Below are 19,284 nucleotides of genomic sequence, written 5' to 3'. Positions count from 1 at the left end.
TCCACTCCGACAACCACTTGGCCAATGTAGGGTTCGAGTAACATCATCAGTTCATCTTTGTCAGCTTTAATTTTTTTATGGAGAACAATTTCTCCTTGCAAATCAATAATGCAGACATAAAGAATACGTGCGTGTAGATCGATACCGCAGTAGTATGGATGTGAGTTATTATAAAAGTTCATTGAGCTTTCTCCGTTTGGTTTTGTCACCGTTAGCATACCTAGGTTAAAGGTAGCTGGAGGAGGCTCAATGATTATCAAGCGGCTGCAATCTGACCTCCTGCAGTTGAGCCGGGCGTTGAGTCTGTAGAATTACTCGATTTTAACAAAAACAAGTGTGATTTAAGGTTTGTAAATGCATTAGCAAAGTCGTTTTAATGGCTTAGAATGCGATACAGAGACTCAAAAAAATCACTAAATATTATTCAAAGAAAAATTCTACAGGCCCGCTATACATCATGGATTATCAAATGAAGTTGTTTATATGTTTGGCATTTCTGTTCGTCAGTTTTACGTCAAGTGCTAACCCCCCTATGAATTACCACGAAGCTCAGTAATCGAGCTTGAAGAAAAATCTAGTGGGCGTATCTACCCCTTGTTTATTCAACTGCCACCTTCCTACACGACGAATACTGACCAGATTTATCCGGTAATTTACCTCACCGACGCGCATTACAGCTTTCCAATTGTGAGTGGTGCTATGCGTTTTCAGATGAATAGCGGCCTAATGCAGCATGCAATCATTGTTGCAATGTCTTATGAGAAAGGTTCGAAGGGTGCCAGCAGCAGGATCAGAGACTACACGCCAACATCGGCGAAAGCCTGGAAGTTGCAGACTGGAAATGCTAAAGCGCACACAACTTTTTTGCGTGAAACAGTAATGCCATTTATTGAGAGCCAATATAGGGCAAGCAAAACGGATCGAACCTTTGTCGGTAATTCACTGGGCGGTTTATTTGGTGCTTATATTCTATTTACTGAACCGGATTTGTTTTCCAGCTACATATTGGGGAGCCCATCGGTTTGGTTTGATGATTACGCAATACTAAATATCCCCTTAACCAAAGCAAAGGCGAAGATAAAAGTATATTTATCCGTAGGCGAGTATGAAACGCCAGCTTTTGGCGAAAGGCAAGACATGGTTGCTGGTGCTATGCAGCTCAGAGACAGAATTACAGCATTAAGCAACGCAGAGATGGAGCTAAACTTTGCCGTCGTTTCAGGCGCCAGCCACGCCACAGCATTCCCGACTACGGCCATTCAAGGCTTGGATTGGGTATATGGTATAAAACGGAAATGATGCATAACAAATCGCGGCTTTCGGGGCCTGCGGCACCTACGACGCTCACAAGTTCGCGCGCATGCGACTTATGAGATCAACGAAAGAGATAAAATTTAATGTATAAAGTTGGCGTTGTTTTATTTGATGATTTCACAGATGTAGACTTCTTTCTTATGTATGACTTGCTTGGGCGAACAACTGATAGTTGGTCAGTTAGCATACTGGGAACTAAACCTGAACATTATTCCCATCTTGGTATGAAAGTTAAAACTGACGGACATATTTCTGAGGTAACGAATCAAGATGTCGTTCTTATAACGAGTGGTAAACGTGGCATTCCAGCCGCCATGAGAGATACTGAATTTATGTCAGCGCTGAATCTTGACCCAAAAAAGCAGCTAATTGGTTCGATTTGTGCGGGGTCATTTATCCTTCATGAGCTAGGTATACTAAAAGGTAAGCCGTTAACCACGAATCCAGACGCTAAGAGTGTTCTACAAAGCATAGGAGGAGACGTTCAAGACTTACCTCTCGTGATAGAAGGTAACGTAGCCACTGCCGGAGGTTGTCTCTCACTAATGTATCTAATTGGTTGGCTGGCAGAGCGGCTGTTTGACTCAAGTAAACGAAAAGCTATACAGAATCAATTAATCCCAGCTGGACAGTTAGAACTTTTTGAAGAGCTTATTGCCACGACTATTCAATCACCAGAGTTGAAAAATTCGCATAATCGGTTAGCCGGAGGTCTCTAACCACCAGCCCCCACACCACCCATCATGCACTCTGATTGAGAAGATGTGCAATGGGCGGTTCATCTTCCGTAATGAACCTTTATCTAAATGTCCTTCAGTGATACCAGACCTTGAGTTGCTAGGAACTCATTGCTAAAAAATAATGGGGACACCCACCTAAATTTCCCTCACATTCACTGCTTAAACAGTCATGGTGGATTGGATGTTGATGGTCACTGGCAAACACCGACGCGGAAAAGTTTTTTGCCTGCCAAAGTCATGATGCAGCTATTTCGAGGGAAGTACCTGAGCAAACTCAGACTCGCACTCAAAAATAACGAATTAAAAGTGCCGCAAGGCGATACGCCGCAAACCCTCAGCAACCGGTTTAATAAGTGGGTACGGTTAGACTGGGTGGTGCATTGTGCAAAAACCTTCGCGCATGGCAATGGCGTGGTGAAATACCTGTCTCGGTACATTCGAGGTGGCGCGATCAAGAACAATCAATTGCTTAAATTCACGGAAACAAACGTGCGAATTAGCTATCAATCTCACCAAACCGAGCGGCGTGAATTTCTGACCTTAAGCCATCAAGATTTGATCCAGCGAATACTGGCTCACATCGCGTTGCCGAAAAAACCGCAATATCAATACATGGGCTTGTACCACAGCCGATGCGTTCAAAAATTAAACCAAGCGAGAGCGGAATGGGGGCAAATTGTCGTCAGCAAAAGCAACGCCATTAAGTGGCAGGAATTAATGGAGCAAGGCCAGCAAGCCACTTGCTTCAAAGAATGTGGTCAGCCGTTGAGTCGGCTAGTGAAGCTCAATATGGGGGTGATCAGACAATCAGAAATACAGCTGCACTAAAACGGGAAAGGCGAAAATTCTACGCTAGCGTGGAAGGCTTGAGCGTTCGTAACATTCAGATAAATATGGGCATAAAGACTATCCAAATTACCTCGAACTCAGTATATTGGTCCTCAAAATTAAATCAGCTAGCTAAGCGTTGCGTTAAAACGCCATAGCAAGCTATCCCCCTCACGCGGCAGACTAACAAGTCAATACAACCTACATCGAGTAAGATGGCGGTGGTTAAGTCATGCGGAAGAAACGATGAGGCTGATTGAAGCGTTATCTGTATGTGCAATATTACCTTGGAGTCATGTACTAAATGGAATCAAAGTTCGATAAGTTATTAGCATTCAGTGTCGCTTTAATTCATTTTTTTGCATTCTCTGGGCTGGTATATAGAGCCCAAATATATGAGCATATACCTGTATCATCAGGAGACCCTTATGGTTTAGGTGACATTATAGATTTACTATTTGTTTTTATAGTTGTCGTCATTTGGTGTTGTGCGTTTATATCTGCTGTTGCTGTAACTTTACTTAATTTCAAAACAAATTGGCTAGCTTCTCTGAAATTACTTTCATATGCCTCGGTTGGTCTTATTGGCTATTTATATGTTAAAGATTCAAGTTTACTGTTTTAGTTTAAAAACAGCTAATCGAGTAGCCGAAGCTATCTAGCCCTCACAACCCCCTTCATACGGATCCGAACAGACCGTTTCACTATGAATAGTGAAGCTTAATCCACCCATCTCTCAGCTCATAAAGACCCTGTCTCTTCAGATAAGCATTGGACAATGCGTGTTGAATGCCAAGTGTTTTCGAACTTCACCATGGGCCTTTTTACTGGTGATGCCGCAAGCAACCGCTGACAGGATATGCACGTCACACGATAGCAGGTTTCTGACTTTGCTTCTGGGCTTGCGCCACTGTCGCCAGTAAGCCATTCCTACTCTACGCCTGATATGATGTTCTCTGGAGGCCATCCCGTTCTCAGCTCGCAGTTTTGCTAGCGGCTTCCTCCAAACCTTTCATCGCGGAAAAGCTACAGCTAGGCGCTATTCATTAATTTATTGATATCAAGTACTTGTTCGTATCGCTTGTGATTAGCTAAATGTGGCTTTTTTGGCGACACTAGAGGTTCAATTGTGCGGGGTAAAACGGTCTCAAGCTAAGCTTGTGAATGTTAAGCTTTTGTATATTTACATTTGAAAAATTCATTAAAGTCAAAATCTTGTTTTTTGTCGCATTTCTATCGTATGAAAACCACACAAACGTGTAGTATAAAAACAAAACAATTGTGATATATTTGTGACAAATTTTAAACAAAAGTAGATATCAAAATGAAATTGAATAAAATTGCCCTTTCTATAGTACTTGGTTCAACCTTAGTCGCTTGTGGGGGGGGAAGTAGTAATACGACGCAAAGTAACGAAACAAACCCTACAGATCTTCCTGAAATTGTCCCACCAACGCCCGCTCCAGTAGTTAATAACCAAACAATAAATGGCCAACTAGTTGTACCGATCAGTATAACGACCAGTGCTCGTAGAGCTATAAATCCGATTCAGGCAAGAAGCGCTGAATGTCCGAATGTGCCAGATGGTTATCTACCTCTTAACAGCGCAACGGTAGAGTTAAAAAATGCTGCTGGGGAAAATGTGGGTGATTCTGTAGCAACAAATACTTGCGGCGAATTTACCTTTGTTGTTGCAGAAGATTTAGTGGCTAATATTGAACAAGTGGTAGCGAACAAAGAAGGCTTTAAATCGATCATCAGTGACATTGAAAATTTTTTGGCAGCTAACGCTGCTAAATTAGTCTCAACTGCAGAAGCCGATGCAGTATATGAATTAACAGGGTTTAGAAAAACGAGTGATAATAGCGTTAACTTTATTATCACCGATTCGAAATCTAAAAAAGCCGTGATAGGCTTGCCAGAATCAGCATTTTCTTTCTCATTGGATGCACTACCTTTAACGGTAAATAATGTCGTAGGCTCGCAAAATATAGCAAATGATTCGACCACGCTAGCCCTCGCCCTTGACTCAAGCGGGTCAATGGATATTCCTGTATCTGATGCTAATGGCGCTGTAATTAGTGCCCCCGATGGTAATGCCCACACTCGCTATAGTCTAGTGGCATCATCAACCCATCAATTGGTTGATATGACCAAAGCAAATGATCCCAATGCGACGATTTCTGTAACCTTGTTTTCATCGCATATTTATCCTTTAGTCGATGAAACAATTACAGAATACTTGTCTTTGTTTAACGTAAATGGTGATCAGATTAGCTACTCAATTAATAGCCCTACTGGCTTTGTTAATGATACATCGACACTACATACTTTAATTGATTTATACAGCCCTCAATCAGAAATGTATGATCCATGGTGGGGGCCTGTCATCACTCGTCATGAAGATCGTGTTGATAGTATTGCTAGTATAGATTTTTACCCATTTAGCGGTGGTACCGCTTTTTACGATGCTATTGATTCTGCTATTAATCAGCTTGTAGGTGCTCAAGTTGCTAAGCCAGCGATTGTTGCACTGACCGATGGAGAAGATAATACTTCGGTTAATACTCCAGAGGATATTATCGCAAAAGCTAACCAATATAATATTCCTGTTACTGTTATTGCGGCAGGTGATGATCTTAAGCCTGAGAGCACTGAAGCAATGCAAAATATTGCTGCTGAAACAGGAAGTGCATATTTTGATGCTACAAATATCGCTGCATTGGGTGGTTTCTTAGCGGGTATCTCAACTCGAGTGACGTTTAACTACAATGCTGACTTTAGCCAGACGTTTGTTTCGGGTCAAAAGTTAACTATTAGTCTGACTTTGAGTGATGGCTCTGTTGTAACCTACCCTGAGCAAGTATTGCCATAGTCATAAGTAAATGAGTTAAGCCTAAGCTTAAGTTTTTCCTCTGGAGATGAAATCCAAACTGGGGAAAACTTAGGCTTTTATACAATCATAATCTTAATGGGTTGGAATGACAGGATACCCTTCTGAGTTTGAAACTGGCGGATTCTAGGACTCTTATTGTAGTGGCATAGTTAAATTGGCTGGTCTCCTCAGCATCACAATGTGCCAATGATGTTGATGACTAGGATGAAAGGAGATAGATGGCTTATTTTAAATAAAGTCAGCTTGTAACAAGAAGGCAACTTGGTTTAAATGGCAGATTATAGAGTCATCAATGCCAATAAGGAATGTTGAATAACATACTTAAATGCCTTACTGGTGAAAAGCCAGGGGCACATTCAAAAGCAAATTCTATAGTGTAAAGACACCAACTTGATGCCACTACACCGGCGTCAGCTCAGTCCAACAAAGAATTTATACACACGCTGTGCGTATGGAGACTAAAGCGTAAGATGAAAAGGCTCTGATGGACAAATTTCAAGGTTATATATTTAATTTTTTCACAATGGTATTAGCCTGCTCATTATCACTCATATTGCTTCCATTCTTTAGGATCCCAACAGGAGAAACTGTTAAATTTGAACTAAGGGTTAAACCAAAAGCTATAGCGATTCCTGACTATTATCGGGTATGGGGTGAAAACGTAGTGGGTAACCAAGCATTATTTTTTTCCACTAACAATCCATTTGAACCTTATTCGTTGTATTTGTCGAAAAAAGAAATAAAGAAGCTCCCTGAGAATACGATTAGCTTTAAGTATGCACTAAATCAAAAAAAAGAAATGAAAACAGCATTAGTTCCCATTGAAACAAAGAAATGCCTTTTTGGTGGCTACCTGCCTGCAATAATATCAAATGTCCAAGTGCTCAATGAAGAGCCAGAATGGTCGAAATAGAATCGTTTAACAACATGTATTGGAGTTAATATGTACTAGCTCAGACTTGATCTGACAGTTACCCATCTTTCAAGTTGGATTTCGCGAGTTCAACAAATTTAGCTTAACGCGACAGGCCCTAAGCCAAATTTAGATTTAATCGGTAAGGCAGCGCCTTGATAAATGGCGTTAATATTCCTGAGTTAATAAGTCAGAGCGACTTAATAACCCCTTAGTAGATCCTAACAGTGCAGCATCTAACTTTTTAAGTTCGACTTTACTATCCATCACGTTTTCAGGTGACAGTGGATTAAACTCAGCCTCACTTTGTTGGCTAAGCTGCGCTAGGCAAACCCCCTCTTTTTGCCATATTGAGTCGCTCAATTTCTGCATTTGCGCTAAAGAAAGGCCGGCCATCTTTGAAGCTTCACCCAATGCGGCCGATGACACGGCTTGCACAGCAGTACTCAGTTGGCTTGCTAGCCCAGCAATGCCAAGCTTACTTGAGTTATATAGCTGACGCGTGTTCGCTATTTGCTCTATATTTGCTTGCTGCATCGACTTAATTTTGTCGCCTAACTCGGCTAACTCAGCTACCACCGCTTGGGAATGCTGAGCAGACTCGGCTAGCGATTTAATGTGTAGTGTTAAGTTTTCTTTACGCCGCTCACGAGCGTCACGCTCATGCTCAGCCTCTAGAGGCTCAACTGATTGTAACGAGAGCCTAAGTGTCTCATTTTGTATATTCGCTTCTTTAGTTGCGGCATTAACGATGGCGTAAAACTCACTCATGTTTACATTTGCTTCACTTAAACTATTAATCTGAGAACCCATGGTTTCAATATGCTTAGTGATCCGATTCAACCGCTCTTCACTTTTGCGAATGAAATCTTGGGCGGCATTGATTAGCGCCTTGTGCCGTTCTTTGTGCTGGAGCGGTGAAAGCGCTAATAATTCCCTTAACTTTGTTTTTTGCTCAGTATATTCAGCCCAGTTTGTCTCTATTGTTACTTCGTTTGGTAGATTGGCAATTTGCTGAGCTAAGGTTACTATCGCCTCGTTATGATCAAGTATTTCAATTTTAAGTAATGCGATTTTTTCCCGTGAAGCCCGCGATATCACACCAAATCCGAACAATGTCAGATCTTGCTCCAGCACCGCTATCTGCCGCGTTTTATCTTTTACCGCGTTGGTTAAACTTTCTCGCTCTTGCTCCAGCTCTGCCCTTTGTGAAGCAAGTTTAAACTCCGCCTCTTTGACCTTTGCAATTTCTCTTAATACATCATAAGTTATGCCTTGCATCCGTAATGTGTAAATGGCATCGACCATATCGGTTAATTCGGTGACTTTTGTTTCAAATGATATCAATGCATTAAACGTTTCGTCATGAACACTGTTTAGTTCAGAGAAAACTTCTGTATCACTTACTGCAGTGATCTTCTGCGCTAGTTGCTTATGCTCTTGCTGCAACAACTGATTAAACTGAATAAATTGTTTTAGGCTTTCGCTACCGTCATTCTCGCTATCTTTATCGTTAAATAGCAAGGCTTGCACCATGGCATTATGCTTCTCTGCTGCCGTCATCTGAGGATCGAACAATAGCGTTTGAAAGATATTGTTTGAGTTAACATTGGCTCGATGATTGCTGATTGGTAACGCTTTATTAATAGGATTGCTTGTGGTCGAAGGAGAATGGAATGTCGTTTTCAACTCCGCTATCGCAGCTTGAGAATTAATCGACGTTTCATTGTTAGAGGCTTTATCTTGCATGGCATATCCTACTCAGCGTAGCTGAAATTAAATTTGGGGAAAGCAAAAATGGCGAGTTGATTAAATCAGATTAGGGCTAACCCACTCGCTAGCTGCGTAATAATAATTGACTAATGAATGATTAACAATGACTTAAATTTCACTTTTTTGGGTGATTTATTGATCATTCTAATGCTACAAATATTCTCGAAGTGGGCTCTGGCCCTTCTGACTCTGTCATTGTAGTTGGCTAACTTGCCTAAAATAATAGGCCCCGCCCACATTTGAAGCAGGCTTACACTAGCAATCTTATATTTAAGTCAGTGCCCAATATTCTTTTCTCGCCGTTTTACTCGCAGCTTACTCAAAGTGCTACAGTTAAGGAAAACCCTTGCCATTCTCTAGTGGTTATCTTTAAATAACAGTCAGTTATTAAATGGCGCCCTGCCGACAGAGGTGCTCACTGATTAGTTAATACCATGTCGGGCATACGCAAACATTTCAAGTGGAGCGGTTATACAGTTTGCTAGGCATTGCTTCACTTAACAATTTTAGCAAAATTATTATTAACTCCCTTAAATGGCCCTAGGTGTATTTATAAGTGATTCACTTATTATCGAAACTTACCCTAATAAATTACGTTTATTGGCCATCACTATGTTTCTACTTGGTATTTATAGCTTGCTGTCACAAGGCTCTGATTTGTTTGGTGTCGTCATATGCGTACTTTGTGGGGGCGTATTGTATGGCTCACTCGAAAAGAAAATAGCTAAGTTTAATCATAGAGATCGTACCTTAGAAATTTCAACTAGCAGTGTTTTTAGACATACTATGTCACGGATAAAACTAAATGATATGACTAAACTTGAAGTGGTACAGGGACTTGGAAATACTGGTGGTTTTTGGTTTATTAAAGTAACGCAAGGGGATAAATCTTACTCGATTACTTCTCAGGGAGCGCTGTCAAAAAAGCGGCTAACGTTAGAGCTTACAAAAATAAGCCAGTATTTGTTTAGAAACACCTAATCGATTAGCTGAATTTCTAGATTCGGGGGAAGTAATGGATTACAAAACATTTTTACCTAGTAAAAGTCTATCTTCATTTATTAATTGCTTTTGGACACTTGAAGTCGATTCGGAAGATAAGCCAGCAAAACAACGCATTGTTCCCGATGGCTGCATTGAATTAGCCTTTATATTAGGCGATGACATTAAGCGCTTTACCTCAGCAAATGATTACATACTGCAGCCACGCGCCATGGTACTTGGACAAACGGTTTCGCCTTTCTATATTCAACCAACAGGATATGTCCATACCTTCGCCGCCAGTTTCTTTCCTTATGCTTTTTCCCATTTCGTATCTAAGCCAATAATAAGCCTAAGAAATAAAGAAACATCAATTTATGAATTATTTGCGCATGATGAAGCCGCAGAGCTGGAAGATAATATCATTCGACCACAGGACACCAAGCAAAGAATTAAGATCTTAGAAGATTTTCTTCTCGCCAAACTGAGTGCCCCTCATACCATTGAGAACATTGTAAAAACAACAGTGGACGTTATATTTTCAAAGAATGGCAATGTATCCATTGATGCAATCACCGATTCAAACCCCAATAAAAAACGCCAGTTAGAAAGGAAGTTTTTGAACATGGTTGGCGTAAGCCCGAAAAATTTAAGTAAACTTGTGCGCTTACAAACGGCTTTAAAACTAATAATAAGCCAAGAAGACAGCCTTACGAGCATTGCGTACAAAAGCAACTATTATGACCAATCTCACTTTATTAAAGACTTTAAGGAATTCACAGGAGTCAACCCGCGCGATTTTCTCGACGACAAAAGCATGGCGCTTTCTTTGCTTTTCAACAAATAAGCAGATCTGTCGCTTTTTTACAATTTCTTGTTACCACCCTGCTCTATCTTGAAAACCGCTCGCTCAAAGTAATACACGACCATCAACAGCGGCACACTAATCACACAGAATGCTAGCAGTACAGGCAAAACAACAAGGATGAAATAATGCACAATATCGCATCAATTTTTGAGATCCCAGCAACAGACTTAGATCGTGCGGTAAAATTTTACGGCAGCATTTTTGCTTTAACGATTGAAACCATGGATATGCCAGGGATGAGAATGGGAATATTCCCTTACGAGGATCAAGCTACGGTTGGGGTGATTGTCCAGGGGGAAGGCTACTTGCCGTCTAGCTCAGGCATCACCTTATATCTAAATGCAGGCGAAGACCTTCAACTGGTGCTATCAAAAGTAGAAGCAAATGGCGGAAAAATTCTCGCAGCCAAAGCACCACATGCAGACGAAAGCGGTTTCTTCGCATTATTTCTAGACACAGAAGGAAACCGACTTGGCCTGCACTCTCCCAAGTAAAAAAGTTGTATGCTACCCAGCACATTGATATGAAACGGGCGACAAGGCAAAAGCGTATGCCTTGAGCGCTCACACTATCATTGAAAGGTCACGAGTCAGCCAGCGCTCTTTGCTCTGGCTGACGGTTTCTCACAAGTTAATGCAACGTGTCACACCTGATTGCTGGGCAAATTCTTCATCATGACTGACTAAAATAAAGCCACTACGATAATCTTTTAGCGCCTGCGCCAGCATTATTTTTGAATCAAGGTCGAGATGGTTATCTGGCTCATCAAGTAACAACAGTGGTTGCATTGATTGGTGACTAACAATCAACATTGCAAGTTTCATCTTTTCGCCGCCACTGAGCATGCCGCCAAAGCGAAAAACACTGTCACGACGAAAGCCAACACCCGCTAGTAGCGTTCGCGCATCACTCTCAGCTATGCCATCACAATGTTGCATCAAGTTATCCAACATCGATAACTCAGGACGAACAGCACCAACATGCTGATCAAGGTAATAAAGTGGCGTATTCAGCTGCAGCGCACCTGTTTGCAATGGCACCTCACCTAAAAGGGTTTTCAAAAAAGTCGATTTGCCAGCGCCGTTTTGCCCTATTAGGTGTACCTTATCAGCTGAAAATATCTGTTCGGTGATGGGCTGCTCGCTACCGAACGCCAACCTCCCCTGCACAATAGAAACCACTTTGCGAGCGCGGCTTTGGTTGTCTGCCAAATACAGCTTCTGACTTTTCATTTGCTCTTTTCTTGCGCTCAAGGTCTGCTGTTTTTCTAGCAGGTGAGCTTGGCGCAGTTGCTCACTTTTATTGCGGTTCGAGGCGCGAGCACTGGCTTTGTCTTTTTTGGCATCAAGTAAAATGGATGGCTGACTGCCCTCTTTACGTAACTTGTTGCCTTGCGCGGCTCGTTGCTCTGCTTTTTCTCGATTGCGCTGCGCTTGCTCTAGAAGCTGTTTTTTCTGTTTCTCAATACTGGCCAATTGACGCCCAACCGATTGTAACTCAATGTCTTTTTGTTCAGCGTAAATGTCATAGTTGCCACCAAACACTTGCAAGCCCAATTTAGATAATTCCCACACTTCTTCCATTTCTCGCAGTAATTCACGATCGTGGCTAATGAGCAAAATGGCTCCTTTAAACGCCTGCATCGATTCAATTAACCAATGCTTGCCATGGCGATCAAGATGATTTGACGGTTCATCAAGGATCAACAGCTCAACATCGCTATCCAACAATTGCCACAGCTGTAATTTCGCTAGCTGCCCCCCGCTCAGTTGAGCGCAAGGAAAGTCTGGCGTTGGTGGTAACCCCATGACGCTAAGTTGCGCACTAAGCCAGGCTGGAAGGTCCCATTCATCGCCAATCAGGTCAAACCAATGCACTGAGTAATCGCCCAGCTCAATTTGCTTAAGCGCTGTCAGTACGTCGTCTTTTGCCAAGAATTGCGCGATAGTAAGTTCGCCAGCAAGTAACTGCGACGGTTGCTGGCGATACACACCAAACGATGTTGGCAAAGTAACAGTGCCACTCGATGGGGTTAGCTCGCCGCTTAATATTGATGCAAATACCGATTTGCCCACCCCATTGCGGCCGACTAAGCCAACGCGGCGCTTGGTCATTGAGCATGACAATTGTTGAAATAGCGTGTCGCCGTTTTCAAATTGATGACTAATATGGTGAGCTTGTAAAACAGGCATAATTTGCCTCCTGTGTGACAGGGACATAAGCCGTAACTGTATATTTTAGTGATGAAAACGATGCCAATGCGCGCAATTAAAATAGCGATTCAATTAATGAACAGAAAATGCAATGGCAACGAAATATCGGAAAGTGAGCTACGCCTACTAACCCTGTAGATCCAAAAATAAAGTAAAAAATGGATAACAGGTTTAGATCTTCATGTTGGCGTAAACTCCTCAAGAAATAGTGGCGTCATACTAGCTAAGCAACAGGGTGGGAGTCAAGGGCTACTGTAAGCGCCTGCCAACAACGAGTTAAAACTGACTCAAAATCATGCTTTTGCGCATAATGTTCTATTCCGTTAATTTACAGTAAATATTGTCAAATGAAGAGGACTCCATGACACGAAAAATATTTGTTTTAAGGCACGGCGAAACGCAGTTTAACGCAGAACAAAAACTGCAAGGCCATTGCAATTCACCATTAACCGCAAAAGGAGCCGCGCAAGCACAAGGTGTTGCTGCCCAGTTAAAAACACATTTAGCAGAGCAGAATTTTACTGTTTATAGCAGCCCGTTGGGCCGCGCAGTTCAAACTGCACACATTATTTGTGAAACACTGAGTTACTGCCCCACTAGAGTCGTGGAAGACCCCCGCTTAAAAGAGTTCTCACTTGGCACTTGGGAGCAACGAACCATACCTAGTTTAACGTTAGAACATCCCACATTACTGGAAAATAATGATTGGTATCTTAACGCGCCACAATCAGAAACCTATGACGCGGTGCAAGCAAGGTTAACTCATTGGCTTTCTGAGATCCCAGAGTCGGATAACGTCGTAGTGGTCAGTCACGGCTTAACCGGAATTGCACTCAGAGGGTTACTATTAGGCTTGAGTTACGAGCAGGCTTGGACACAAGATTTACCCCAAGACGCATTCTTTATTATCGAAAATCAATCTGTAACACGGGTGAATTGCGAAGTGAAAACCACCTAACATGTACAGTCTAGAGCAAATTTGACTGCGTCAGGCTTAAACACATCGGTGGTTACTGAGTGATTAAGCCTCGGCTTAATCTCAGGAGCTAACGCGTAAAAACAAAGTTAAGTGATTAAATACTTTGAACAATCAGGTACTGACCAAACCACTTTTGAATGATATTATTTTTATCATAAAAAATACCTGCATGAGTGGTGACTTATTGGCACTCGGCATTTCAGTTTTTGGTCGCCACTTTTCGCGTTACGAACTGTTTAGTTTTAAGTGGGTATCCTGTAATTCAACCGCATTTAAATTAATTTGGACATTTAAACATGAGCATTTTAGTTAACGCATATTGTACACACCTTATGCCTCCTTCATTAGCTTTTTCCCATACCCTTCATGGACGACGTGATTTAACCAATCCTGAACTCACTCAGCATTTAAAAGGGTTTCAAGGCTATGTATTGGAAAAAGGCAAAAAGGAAATGACCAAGATTAAATATCATCTCCTTAGGCACATTCAAAGAGTCAATCATCATATTAGCTTTACTATTGAAGAGACTGATCTAGATGCTTTAGCACAATGGTCACTGGCTTCAAATGCCATCCTTTTTCTCAAAGATGGCTCTATTCGTAGTCCAGAGGGGAGCGTCTTATTTACCCCAAATGGTGATCTGCCCGATCCAGCTGTTAACGTCCCCTTTTTACCCGAGAGTTACAAACGTAGAGAGCAAACAGCACATTTCCTAAAACAAGCTAATATTCCTGTCCCTAACCTTCCCCCAATCCCATGTGAGCAAGAGTTATTATTACGGCCTGAAGATGCAATTTATCATCGTGCCATGGCTCTTTTTGTGGTCGCACTTAGAGCGGAGTCTCTTGCAACAGGGGAGCCTATTCAAATTGAGACCCTCAAGGAAAAAATTCCTGACGGATTTATAGATCTTAGCCCTGCTGAAATCGTTTTTCTAGATGGTGAACCAAGTGAAGAAGAGGTCATACAATTTGCTTGGCGCTATGAAGGGGTTGCTTTATTACTTTGGGTACTAGGATTACTACCAGAGCTTGTCTTCCCAAACTCAATTTGCGATGTGCCTAACGTGGCTAAGATAGCCTTTAACTGCGATGCCTTTAAAAAAGATATTAAGTTGAAGCCTATCAATGAAGTATTGGATTGTTTGGATTTGCACTACAGGCTTCATTGGTTATGTAGACAGGCCAGGCTTGATGAAAAAGCACTTCCCTTTGAAGTAGATAGTGGCGTTATTGTAGAGCGTCACTACGCACTAAACTGGCTGATTGGGTTTGAAGGCTCAGAGTGGGATGATGTAGACACACCAACCTAAATTTTAAAACATACTCACTACAAAGCCAGCTAGGTATATACCCAAGCTTCAGTTGATTATTGGCCAACGCAGTAAACAACTGGAGCCTTCGCTAACTCCGTCATGCTTATATCTGCATTGGCTATTCACTTGATATATTACAGGCGTGTTTTTCATGTTTAACGAAAACCTTTACTCCATTTGTCAAAATGATCCCGAAGTACAACAGGCATTAAAGGCACTGGGTAGCTACGATAACCCCTGTTTTGTCCTTGTTTGCAGTAAAGCCAAGCGGCAACAGCTCCACTCTGCTTTTACCTATGGTGCAACATACGCAGAGATGGCACTAACTGAACTTATCGCTTTAGCCCCTAACACACAATTACTTTTAGTTGAGGGGGAGTACAGCGAAATAAAAATCCTTGTTGATGCCACTCTTGAATACTTAAAAGAAAATAACCAGTTAACTTGGATGGCGGTATTTAGACATAACCCAATAGGTCAGCCAAGTGATACTTTACGCTGGAATGTCACGCAGTTGCAGCAGCTTATCGCGGATAACCGACTACACAGTCGTATCGCGTTAAATGATTATACAGATAGACAAAATTGGCCTGGGATTAAACAATACCGAGAATACGATCAGGTTGAGGGAAACGAGCAAAAGCGGCCAAGCCAAACTGCCGAACAACCAAAGGCCAAGCCTAGCCTTTTTAGCCGTATGCTCAGTAAAATATTTTCTCATGCTGCATCCACAGAAAATGAGCATGAAGCCCCCTATTTACAGCAAGCTAACGCGTTGCTGACTTTCCCCCTTAACGACGAGTTAATTGAGGTTGCCCCCTTTATTTACTATCTGCCTGCTGGTGATAAGCTTTGGCACTATGTATTAACAGGTGAAAATGGCGACACGCTCAGAGAACAAGATTTATTACTCAATTTAGACCATGTGCTGGTCGCACTGCACGCTAAACAACATGCGCCAGCATTTTTCCAGCGAATTTGCTGCGCCGTTGCTACGTCAGGTTTCCCTGAGCAAAGTGAAATCCAAGATATGTTAGATTGCATTTTTGAAGGTTTATCCGACAAACTTCTAAAAACGCAAGAGAGCCACCAGCAAAAACAAGGCTGTTATTTACGTATATTGGATATTTTTTATCATTTACTCGATCAAACGCCGTTTAATGAGGCTATTTATGAGCAATTAGTCGAAGATGAAGACACCGCTTGCCTCAACTTTGAAACTTACAAACAACGCTTTATACCGCCAGAGTCTGTCAATGATGAGTTAAACGTGAGACAAGAACAAGCCATGACAGAATTGCTCGATGATTTAGAGTCTGTGCATGGACTGGACTACAGCATTTTAAAAAGAATAACCCGACTTCGTAGCGAAACACGCAATGTATGTGACCCCAATTTATGGCAGCTACAAGGGAACCCCAATGAAGGGTTACTGGCGGCCATGATGCTAGCCATGGATAAACATGAAAATGTTCACGACCAACACAGTCAAGCCTTGTTGCAATTAATCGACCAGCATCTACTAAGCGCCATATTGGACAATATATCTGCAGAGCTAAAACCTAAATCTACATTACCAAAAGTCGTTAAAGTTTGGCTCGAACAAGCTGATTTAGAAGCTGTCAACGCAAAGCAAATAGCTGTCGAACTGAGCGCTTGCCTTGAACTTGAAAATAGCCACAAGCAAATACAAAGTGCTCAGCCAAAGTATGAGTTACTATCTAGTATCAGTGATTTTCATATGTTATTAGCCACCTGCTATTGGCGCAGTTTGGCCAACCCAACAAGCTTGACGCAAAGAGTCATCGCGCTTTTTCTAGCGCTAGCCCCACAAGTCACGCTGAGCAACTTCGCGCAGTTTTATTGCAATCGTTACAATGGCTTTGTTACACCAAGGCTGCAACAAGATTTTTATCAGTCACTGCAACATTACAACGTGAGTGAACCTGATTTGTTCGCATTTAAGGTGCGCTATTGCCAACAATACGATATGGCTGAATATTTAGTGTTAATCGCAGCTTATTTTCAATCTGAGCCAGCGCAGCGGCAATATCTTGAACAGGGCATATTACGGCTAAGGCCGATTTGCTATCAGCAATTTTTTGCTGATGTTTGGCGCATGAACCCAAGCTATATATTTACTAGTGCTCACGAATATGTAGATATTTTTCAAGAAATTCACCGTCATGCCCTACGCTGTGATGATGAAGTGTTTGCCACTCACTTTACAAAAGAACAATTACTCTGTGTTGATTATGTCGAGTCTATTGCCAAACAATATCAACTGCCAATAAAACTCACTGCTGCAACGCGCGTCATGCCAAGGGATACAAACTTCACCGTTTTGCGCTATCAAAAGGATCATCTTGAACTATTAATCGATTCTCCAAATCGCCCATTTGATCGCAACGAAGGATTTCTAAACGTATTAAGTGTCGTCATATTAGCGCCAGATGTTACCGACAAAGCTGTTTTTAGCCTCATCGACCTTCCCCCACTTGAAACGCGCAATGAAGTTATCACTCAATCACTGACGCAATATATCACAGGCAACATCACATTCTCAGATTATCAACATGCAACCAAGAATTATATTGATAGCAAAGTTTACAGCCTCGATATTGAAGGCTATAACCGAGACGTCGGCAACATACTGCCCATCATTTTGACAACACAGGACGCTGCGAAACAATTAAGGCTGATCAGCATACTCACTTCCCACCCCGTTAGAGGTAAATATGTGCTCAATGATATTTGCCTTGAGTTATACCTGGATAAGATTTTTCAGGCCGGCCACATCACTCTTGATGAGCGCCATGCAATAAGACGAAAAGATTTAAATGACGCTGCGCGAAAAGAGTTAGCCACATTACAAAAAAAGACCACGAAACAATTAGCAACCTTACATGGCGTAGGAGACGCAATATGTTAGACATGCAAGGAATATTGAAAGAGTATCGCCCGTTACAAATGTTCAGTGTCGATGTATGTGAAAAAAGTGGCGATGAATATATTGAGTACCTCAATGAATATAATTTCACCTGGCAGCCAGAGCCGAAAGATGGTGGCATAGCACAACTATTCACCGGCGAAGAGCCACTGACATTTCATGGTAAGAGAAGTGATCCTTTAGCGGTTAAAGCGCTAAAAGCTAAACTAGGTAATAACCCATTACGATTACCAGTTATCTCATTTTGTTGGGGCCAAGAGCAAAGCATTATGCTCAGCAACAAGATTGCTGATGATATATATTTTTCGCCAATCTTAGGTGTCACTCGCACCCCGGCGACGATCATCGATGCCACCAAGCAAACTCGCTCTGGCTACACCGTGTTTTCATTTCATAAAGTGTTTAGCTATGCCCGAGTTGAATCAAGATTAGCCGATGTGCCCGTGGCGCAGCGTTTAATGATCCGCATTCAATTAACTGCTCACAAAAGCATGTATTTAGTGCATCAATCTTTATTAACACGCTGGCAAGCCGCAGGGGTAACCGAGCTTGCCTACGATTTTGACAATCAATCGTTAAATCTTAAACAACTGATCAAGAAAGGGTCTTACACTAGCAGCGCGGGCTATCAAACATTCGATAGCTTGGCTGATTATCAAAAATGTAAATTAACGTGAATGAGTGCTGAATTCTTAAACAAATATCAGCCGCACAGATGCGGCTGATGAGCTATCGAATGGCTTGATTTATGATGCTGCTAATGTCTCTGCCAGCTTTTGAACTGCAACGAGCGCTTGTTGTTTTGACGCGCGATGGCGATCATCGTTAAACTCCTGATATTCAGATGCAATTTCATAAAAAGTATCCGCGCCGAGATACGGAGAAAGCTGCTCAATATGGCGCGACAAATGATTGAACTCAGACTTAGCCTCGCCTTTTTTAAAATCAAATTCGCCCCAAGACGCCAACAGCACCACCTGTTTACCACTGAGGATTGGCGCAAGAGGTTGGTCACCACGACCTAAATCGAATGAGAAGGTTTTGTCTACTCTTATCACTAAGTCGAACCAAGCTTTAAGCACCGCAGGCATACCATAATTATACATTGGGCTACTGATCATAATAATGTCAGCTTTGCTCACCTCATCAATTAGCCTATCAGACTGGGCCAGTACAGTGCGCTGCTGCTCACTTAACTCCCCCTTAGCAAAAGCTGCAGCAATAAACGCTTCATCAATAAACATAGGTGGGGTTAAAGACAAGTCGCGATGAGTTACTTCAACTTGATTATACTGCTGCTTAAACTCATCAATAAATGTATCGCCTAACATCCGGCTTATTGACACATGATGCTGCTGAGTTGGATGAAACTTCCTGACACTTGCACTAACATATAGAATATTTTTCATGACACTCTCCTTATTTTGCTGATAGGTGGAGTGTATAAATCACGCCGCACTCGTGACAAATTAGAAAAAGCCAACAATAGATAACTTAAAATTAACTATAGAGA

General features: G+C 41.9%; 15 protein-coding genes and 3 pseudogenes. 13 read left to right on the top strand and 5 right to left on the bottom strand.

The features are described from left to right. Positions 1-182, bottom strand: a pseudogene (locus K1M91_RS07955) (IS110 family transposase); the annotation flags it as partial. Between the two features lie 287 nt (positions 183-469). On the opposite strand from K1M91_RS07955, the pseudogene K1M91_RS07950 reads away from it, so the two are divergent. From K1M91_RS07950 to K1M91_RS07935, 4 genes and pseudogenes are all read left to right on the top strand, one after another. Continuing rightward, positions 470-1,299: pseudogene (locus tag K1M91_RS07950) on the top strand (alpha/beta hydrolase-fold protein). A gap of 98 nt (positions 1,300-1,397) precedes the next feature. Then, positions 1,398-2,033, top strand: a complete 636-nt coding sequence (locus K1M91_RS07945) for a DJ-1/PfpI family protein (protein WP_232801206.1) — start codon at positions 1,398-1,400, stop codon at positions 2,031-2,033. Positions 2,034-2,162: 129 nt separating this feature from the next. Beyond that, entirely contained in the window at positions 2,163-2,882 is a 720-nt protein-coding gene (locus tag K1M91_RS07940) for a transposase (protein WP_232801205.1), read from the top strand. A gap of 304 nt (positions 2,883-3,186) precedes the next feature. Continuing rightward, positions 3,187-3,507 carry a hypothetical protein gene (locus K1M91_RS07935; protein WP_232801204.1) on the top strand — a complete coding sequence of 107 codons (321 nt, stop codon included), beginning with the start codon at positions 3,187-3,189 and terminating at the stop codon, positions 3,505-3,507. Between the two features lie 79 nt (positions 3,508-3,586). On the opposite strand, the pseudogene K1M91_RS07930 reads toward K1M91_RS07935, so the two are convergent. After that, positions 3,587-3,837: pseudogene (locus K1M91_RS07930) on the bottom strand (group II intron reverse transcriptase/maturase); the annotation flags it as partial. Positions 3,838-4,206: 369 nt separating this feature from the next. Between K1M91_RS07930 and K1M91_RS07925 the strand changes: the two are divergent. After that, positions 4,207-5,757 (top strand): VWA domain-containing protein, encoded by a 1,551-nt coding sequence (locus K1M91_RS07925; protein WP_232801203.1) that lies wholly within the window; start codon positions 4,207-4,209, stop codon positions 5,755-5,757. Between the two features lie 505 nt (positions 5,758-6,262). Beyond that, on the top strand, positions 6,263-6,691 hold the full coding sequence (locus tag K1M91_RS07920) for a hypothetical protein (protein ID WP_232801202.1): 429 nt from the start codon (positions 6,263-6,265) through the stop codon (positions 6,689-6,691). 168 nt (positions 6,692-6,859) lie between these two features. Here K1M91_RS07920 and K1M91_RS07915 read toward each other — a convergent pair whose 3' ends face one another. Then, positions 6,860-8,440 (bottom strand): hypothetical protein, encoded by a 1,581-nt coding sequence (locus K1M91_RS07915; protein WP_232801201.1) that lies wholly within the window; start codon positions 8,438-8,440, stop codon positions 6,860-6,862. A 558-nt stretch (positions 8,441-8,998) separates the two neighbouring features. Here K1M91_RS07915 and K1M91_RS07910 point away from each other — a divergent pair. From K1M91_RS07910 to K1M91_RS07900, 3 genes are all read left to right on the top strand, one after another. After that, a complete protein-coding gene (locus tag K1M91_RS07910) occupies positions 8,999-9,445 on the top strand; it encodes a hypothetical protein (protein WP_232801200.1) in 447 nt (148 codons plus the stop codon). A gap of 34 nt (positions 9,446-9,479) precedes the next feature. Continuing rightward, the gene (locus K1M91_RS07905) at positions 9,480-10,292 is read left to right on the top strand and encodes an AraC family transcriptional regulator (RefSeq protein WP_232801199.1); all 813 of its coding nucleotides are present in this window, start codon (positions 9,480-9,482) and stop codon (positions 10,290-10,292) included. Between the two features lie 146 nt (positions 10,293-10,438). Next, complete coding sequence (locus K1M91_RS07900; protein ID WP_232801198.1) at positions 10,439-10,807, top strand: VOC family protein; 369 nt, start codon at positions 10,439-10,441, stop codon at positions 10,805-10,807. A 129-nt stretch (positions 10,808-10,936) separates the two neighbouring features. Here the strand turns inward: K1M91_RS07900 and K1M91_RS07895 are convergent, their stop codons facing one another. Then, the gene (locus K1M91_RS07895) at positions 10,937-12,505 is read right to left on the bottom strand and encodes an ATP-binding cassette domain-containing protein (protein WP_232801197.1); all 1,569 of its coding nucleotides are present in this window, start codon (positions 12,503-12,505) and stop codon (positions 10,937-10,939) included. A 382-nt stretch (positions 12,506-12,887) separates the two neighbouring features. Between K1M91_RS07895 and K1M91_RS07890 the strand changes: the two genes are divergently transcribed. From K1M91_RS07890 to K1M91_RS07875, 4 genes are all read left to right on the top strand, one after another. Continuing rightward, positions 12,888-13,484, top strand: coding sequence for a histidine phosphatase family protein (locus tag K1M91_RS07890; protein WP_232801196.1), 597 nt, complete (start codon positions 12,888-12,890; stop codon positions 13,482-13,484). Between the two features lie 317 nt (positions 13,485-13,801). Next, complete coding sequence (locus tag K1M91_RS07885; RefSeq protein ID WP_232801195.1) at positions 13,802-14,818, top strand: DUF4272 domain-containing protein; 1,017 nt, start codon at positions 13,802-13,804, stop codon at positions 14,816-14,818. A 154-nt stretch (positions 14,819-14,972) separates the two neighbouring features. Next, a complete protein-coding gene (locus K1M91_RS07880; protein ID WP_232801194.1) occupies positions 14,973-17,753 on the top strand; it encodes a hypothetical protein in 2,781 nt (926 codons plus the stop codon). Beyond that, positions 17,747-18,448, top strand: coding sequence for a hypothetical protein (locus K1M91_RS07875; protein WP_232801193.1), 702 nt, complete (start codon positions 17,747-17,749; stop codon positions 18,446-18,448). The genes K1M91_RS07880 and K1M91_RS07875 overlap by 7 nt, the downstream gene beginning before the upstream one ends. A 69-nt stretch (positions 18,449-18,517) precedes the next feature. Here the strand turns inward: K1M91_RS07875 and K1M91_RS07870 are convergent, their stop codons facing one another. Beyond that, positions 18,518-19,180, bottom strand: coding sequence for an NAD(P)H-dependent oxidoreductase (locus K1M91_RS07870; protein ID WP_232801192.1), 663 nt, complete (start codon positions 19,178-19,180; stop codon positions 18,518-18,520). Between the last annotated feature and the right edge of the window lie 104 nt (positions 19,181-19,284).

This window comes from Motilimonas sp. E26, from assembly GCF_021278025.1.
GTDB lineage: Bacteria > Pseudomonadota > Gammaproteobacteria > Enterobacterales > CBDFNC01 > Motilimonas.
This window is presented reverse-complemented; position numbering and strand designations above follow the sequence as displayed.

Excerpts from the sequence above, each read along its gene's own strand:
- K1M91_RS07910 (WP_232801200.1), top strand. The coding sequence starts at position 8,999 with ATGGCCCTAGGTGTATTTATAAGTGATTCACTTATTATCGAAACTTAC.
- K1M91_RS07890 (WP_232801196.1), top strand. The coding sequence starts at position 12,888 with ATGACACGAAAAATATTTGTTTTAAGGCACGGCGAAACGCAGTTTAAC.
- K1M91_RS07935 (WP_232801204.1), top strand. The coding sequence starts at position 3,187 with ATGGAATCAAAGTTCGATAAGTTATTAGCATTCAGTGTCGCTTTAATT.
- K1M91_RS07920 (WP_232801202.1), top strand. The coding sequence starts at position 6,263 with ATGGACAAATTTCAAGGTTATATATTTAATTTTTTCACAATGGTATTA.
- K1M91_RS07905 (WP_232801199.1), top strand. The coding sequence starts at position 9,480 with ATGGATTACAAAACATTTTTACCTAGTAAAAGTCTATCTTCATTTATT.
- K1M91_RS07870 (WP_232801192.1), bottom strand. The coding sequence starts at position 19,180 with ATGAAAAATATTCTATATGTTAGTGCAAGTGTCAGGAAGTTTCATCCA.
- K1M91_RS07945 (WP_232801206.1), top strand. The coding sequence starts at position 1,398 with ATGTATAAAGTTGGCGTTGTTTTATTTGATGATTTCACAGATGTAGAC.
- K1M91_RS07880 (WP_232801194.1), top strand. The coding sequence starts at position 14,973 with ATGTTTAACGAAAACCTTTACTCCATTTGTCAAAATGATCCCGAAGTA.
- K1M91_RS07915 (WP_232801201.1), bottom strand. The coding sequence starts at position 8,440 with ATGCAAGATAAAGCCTCTAACAATGAAACGTCGATTAATTCTCAAGCT.
- K1M91_RS07900 (WP_232801198.1), top strand. The coding sequence starts at position 10,439 with ATGCACAATATCGCATCAATTTTTGAGATCCCAGCAACAGACTTAGAT.
- K1M91_RS07885 (WP_232801195.1), top strand. The coding sequence starts at position 13,802 with ATGAGCATTTTAGTTAACGCATATTGTACACACCTTATGCCTCCTTCA.
- K1M91_RS07895 (WP_232801197.1), bottom strand. The coding sequence starts at position 12,505 with ATGCCTGTTTTACAAGCTCACCATATTAGTCATCAATTTGAAAACGGC.
- K1M91_RS07925 (WP_232801203.1), top strand. The coding sequence starts at position 4,207 with ATGAAATTGAATAAAATTGCCCTTTCTATAGTACTTGGTTCAACCTTA.
- K1M91_RS07875 (WP_232801193.1), top strand. The coding sequence starts at position 17,747 with ATGTTAGACATGCAAGGAATATTGAAAGAGTATCGCCCGTTACAAATG.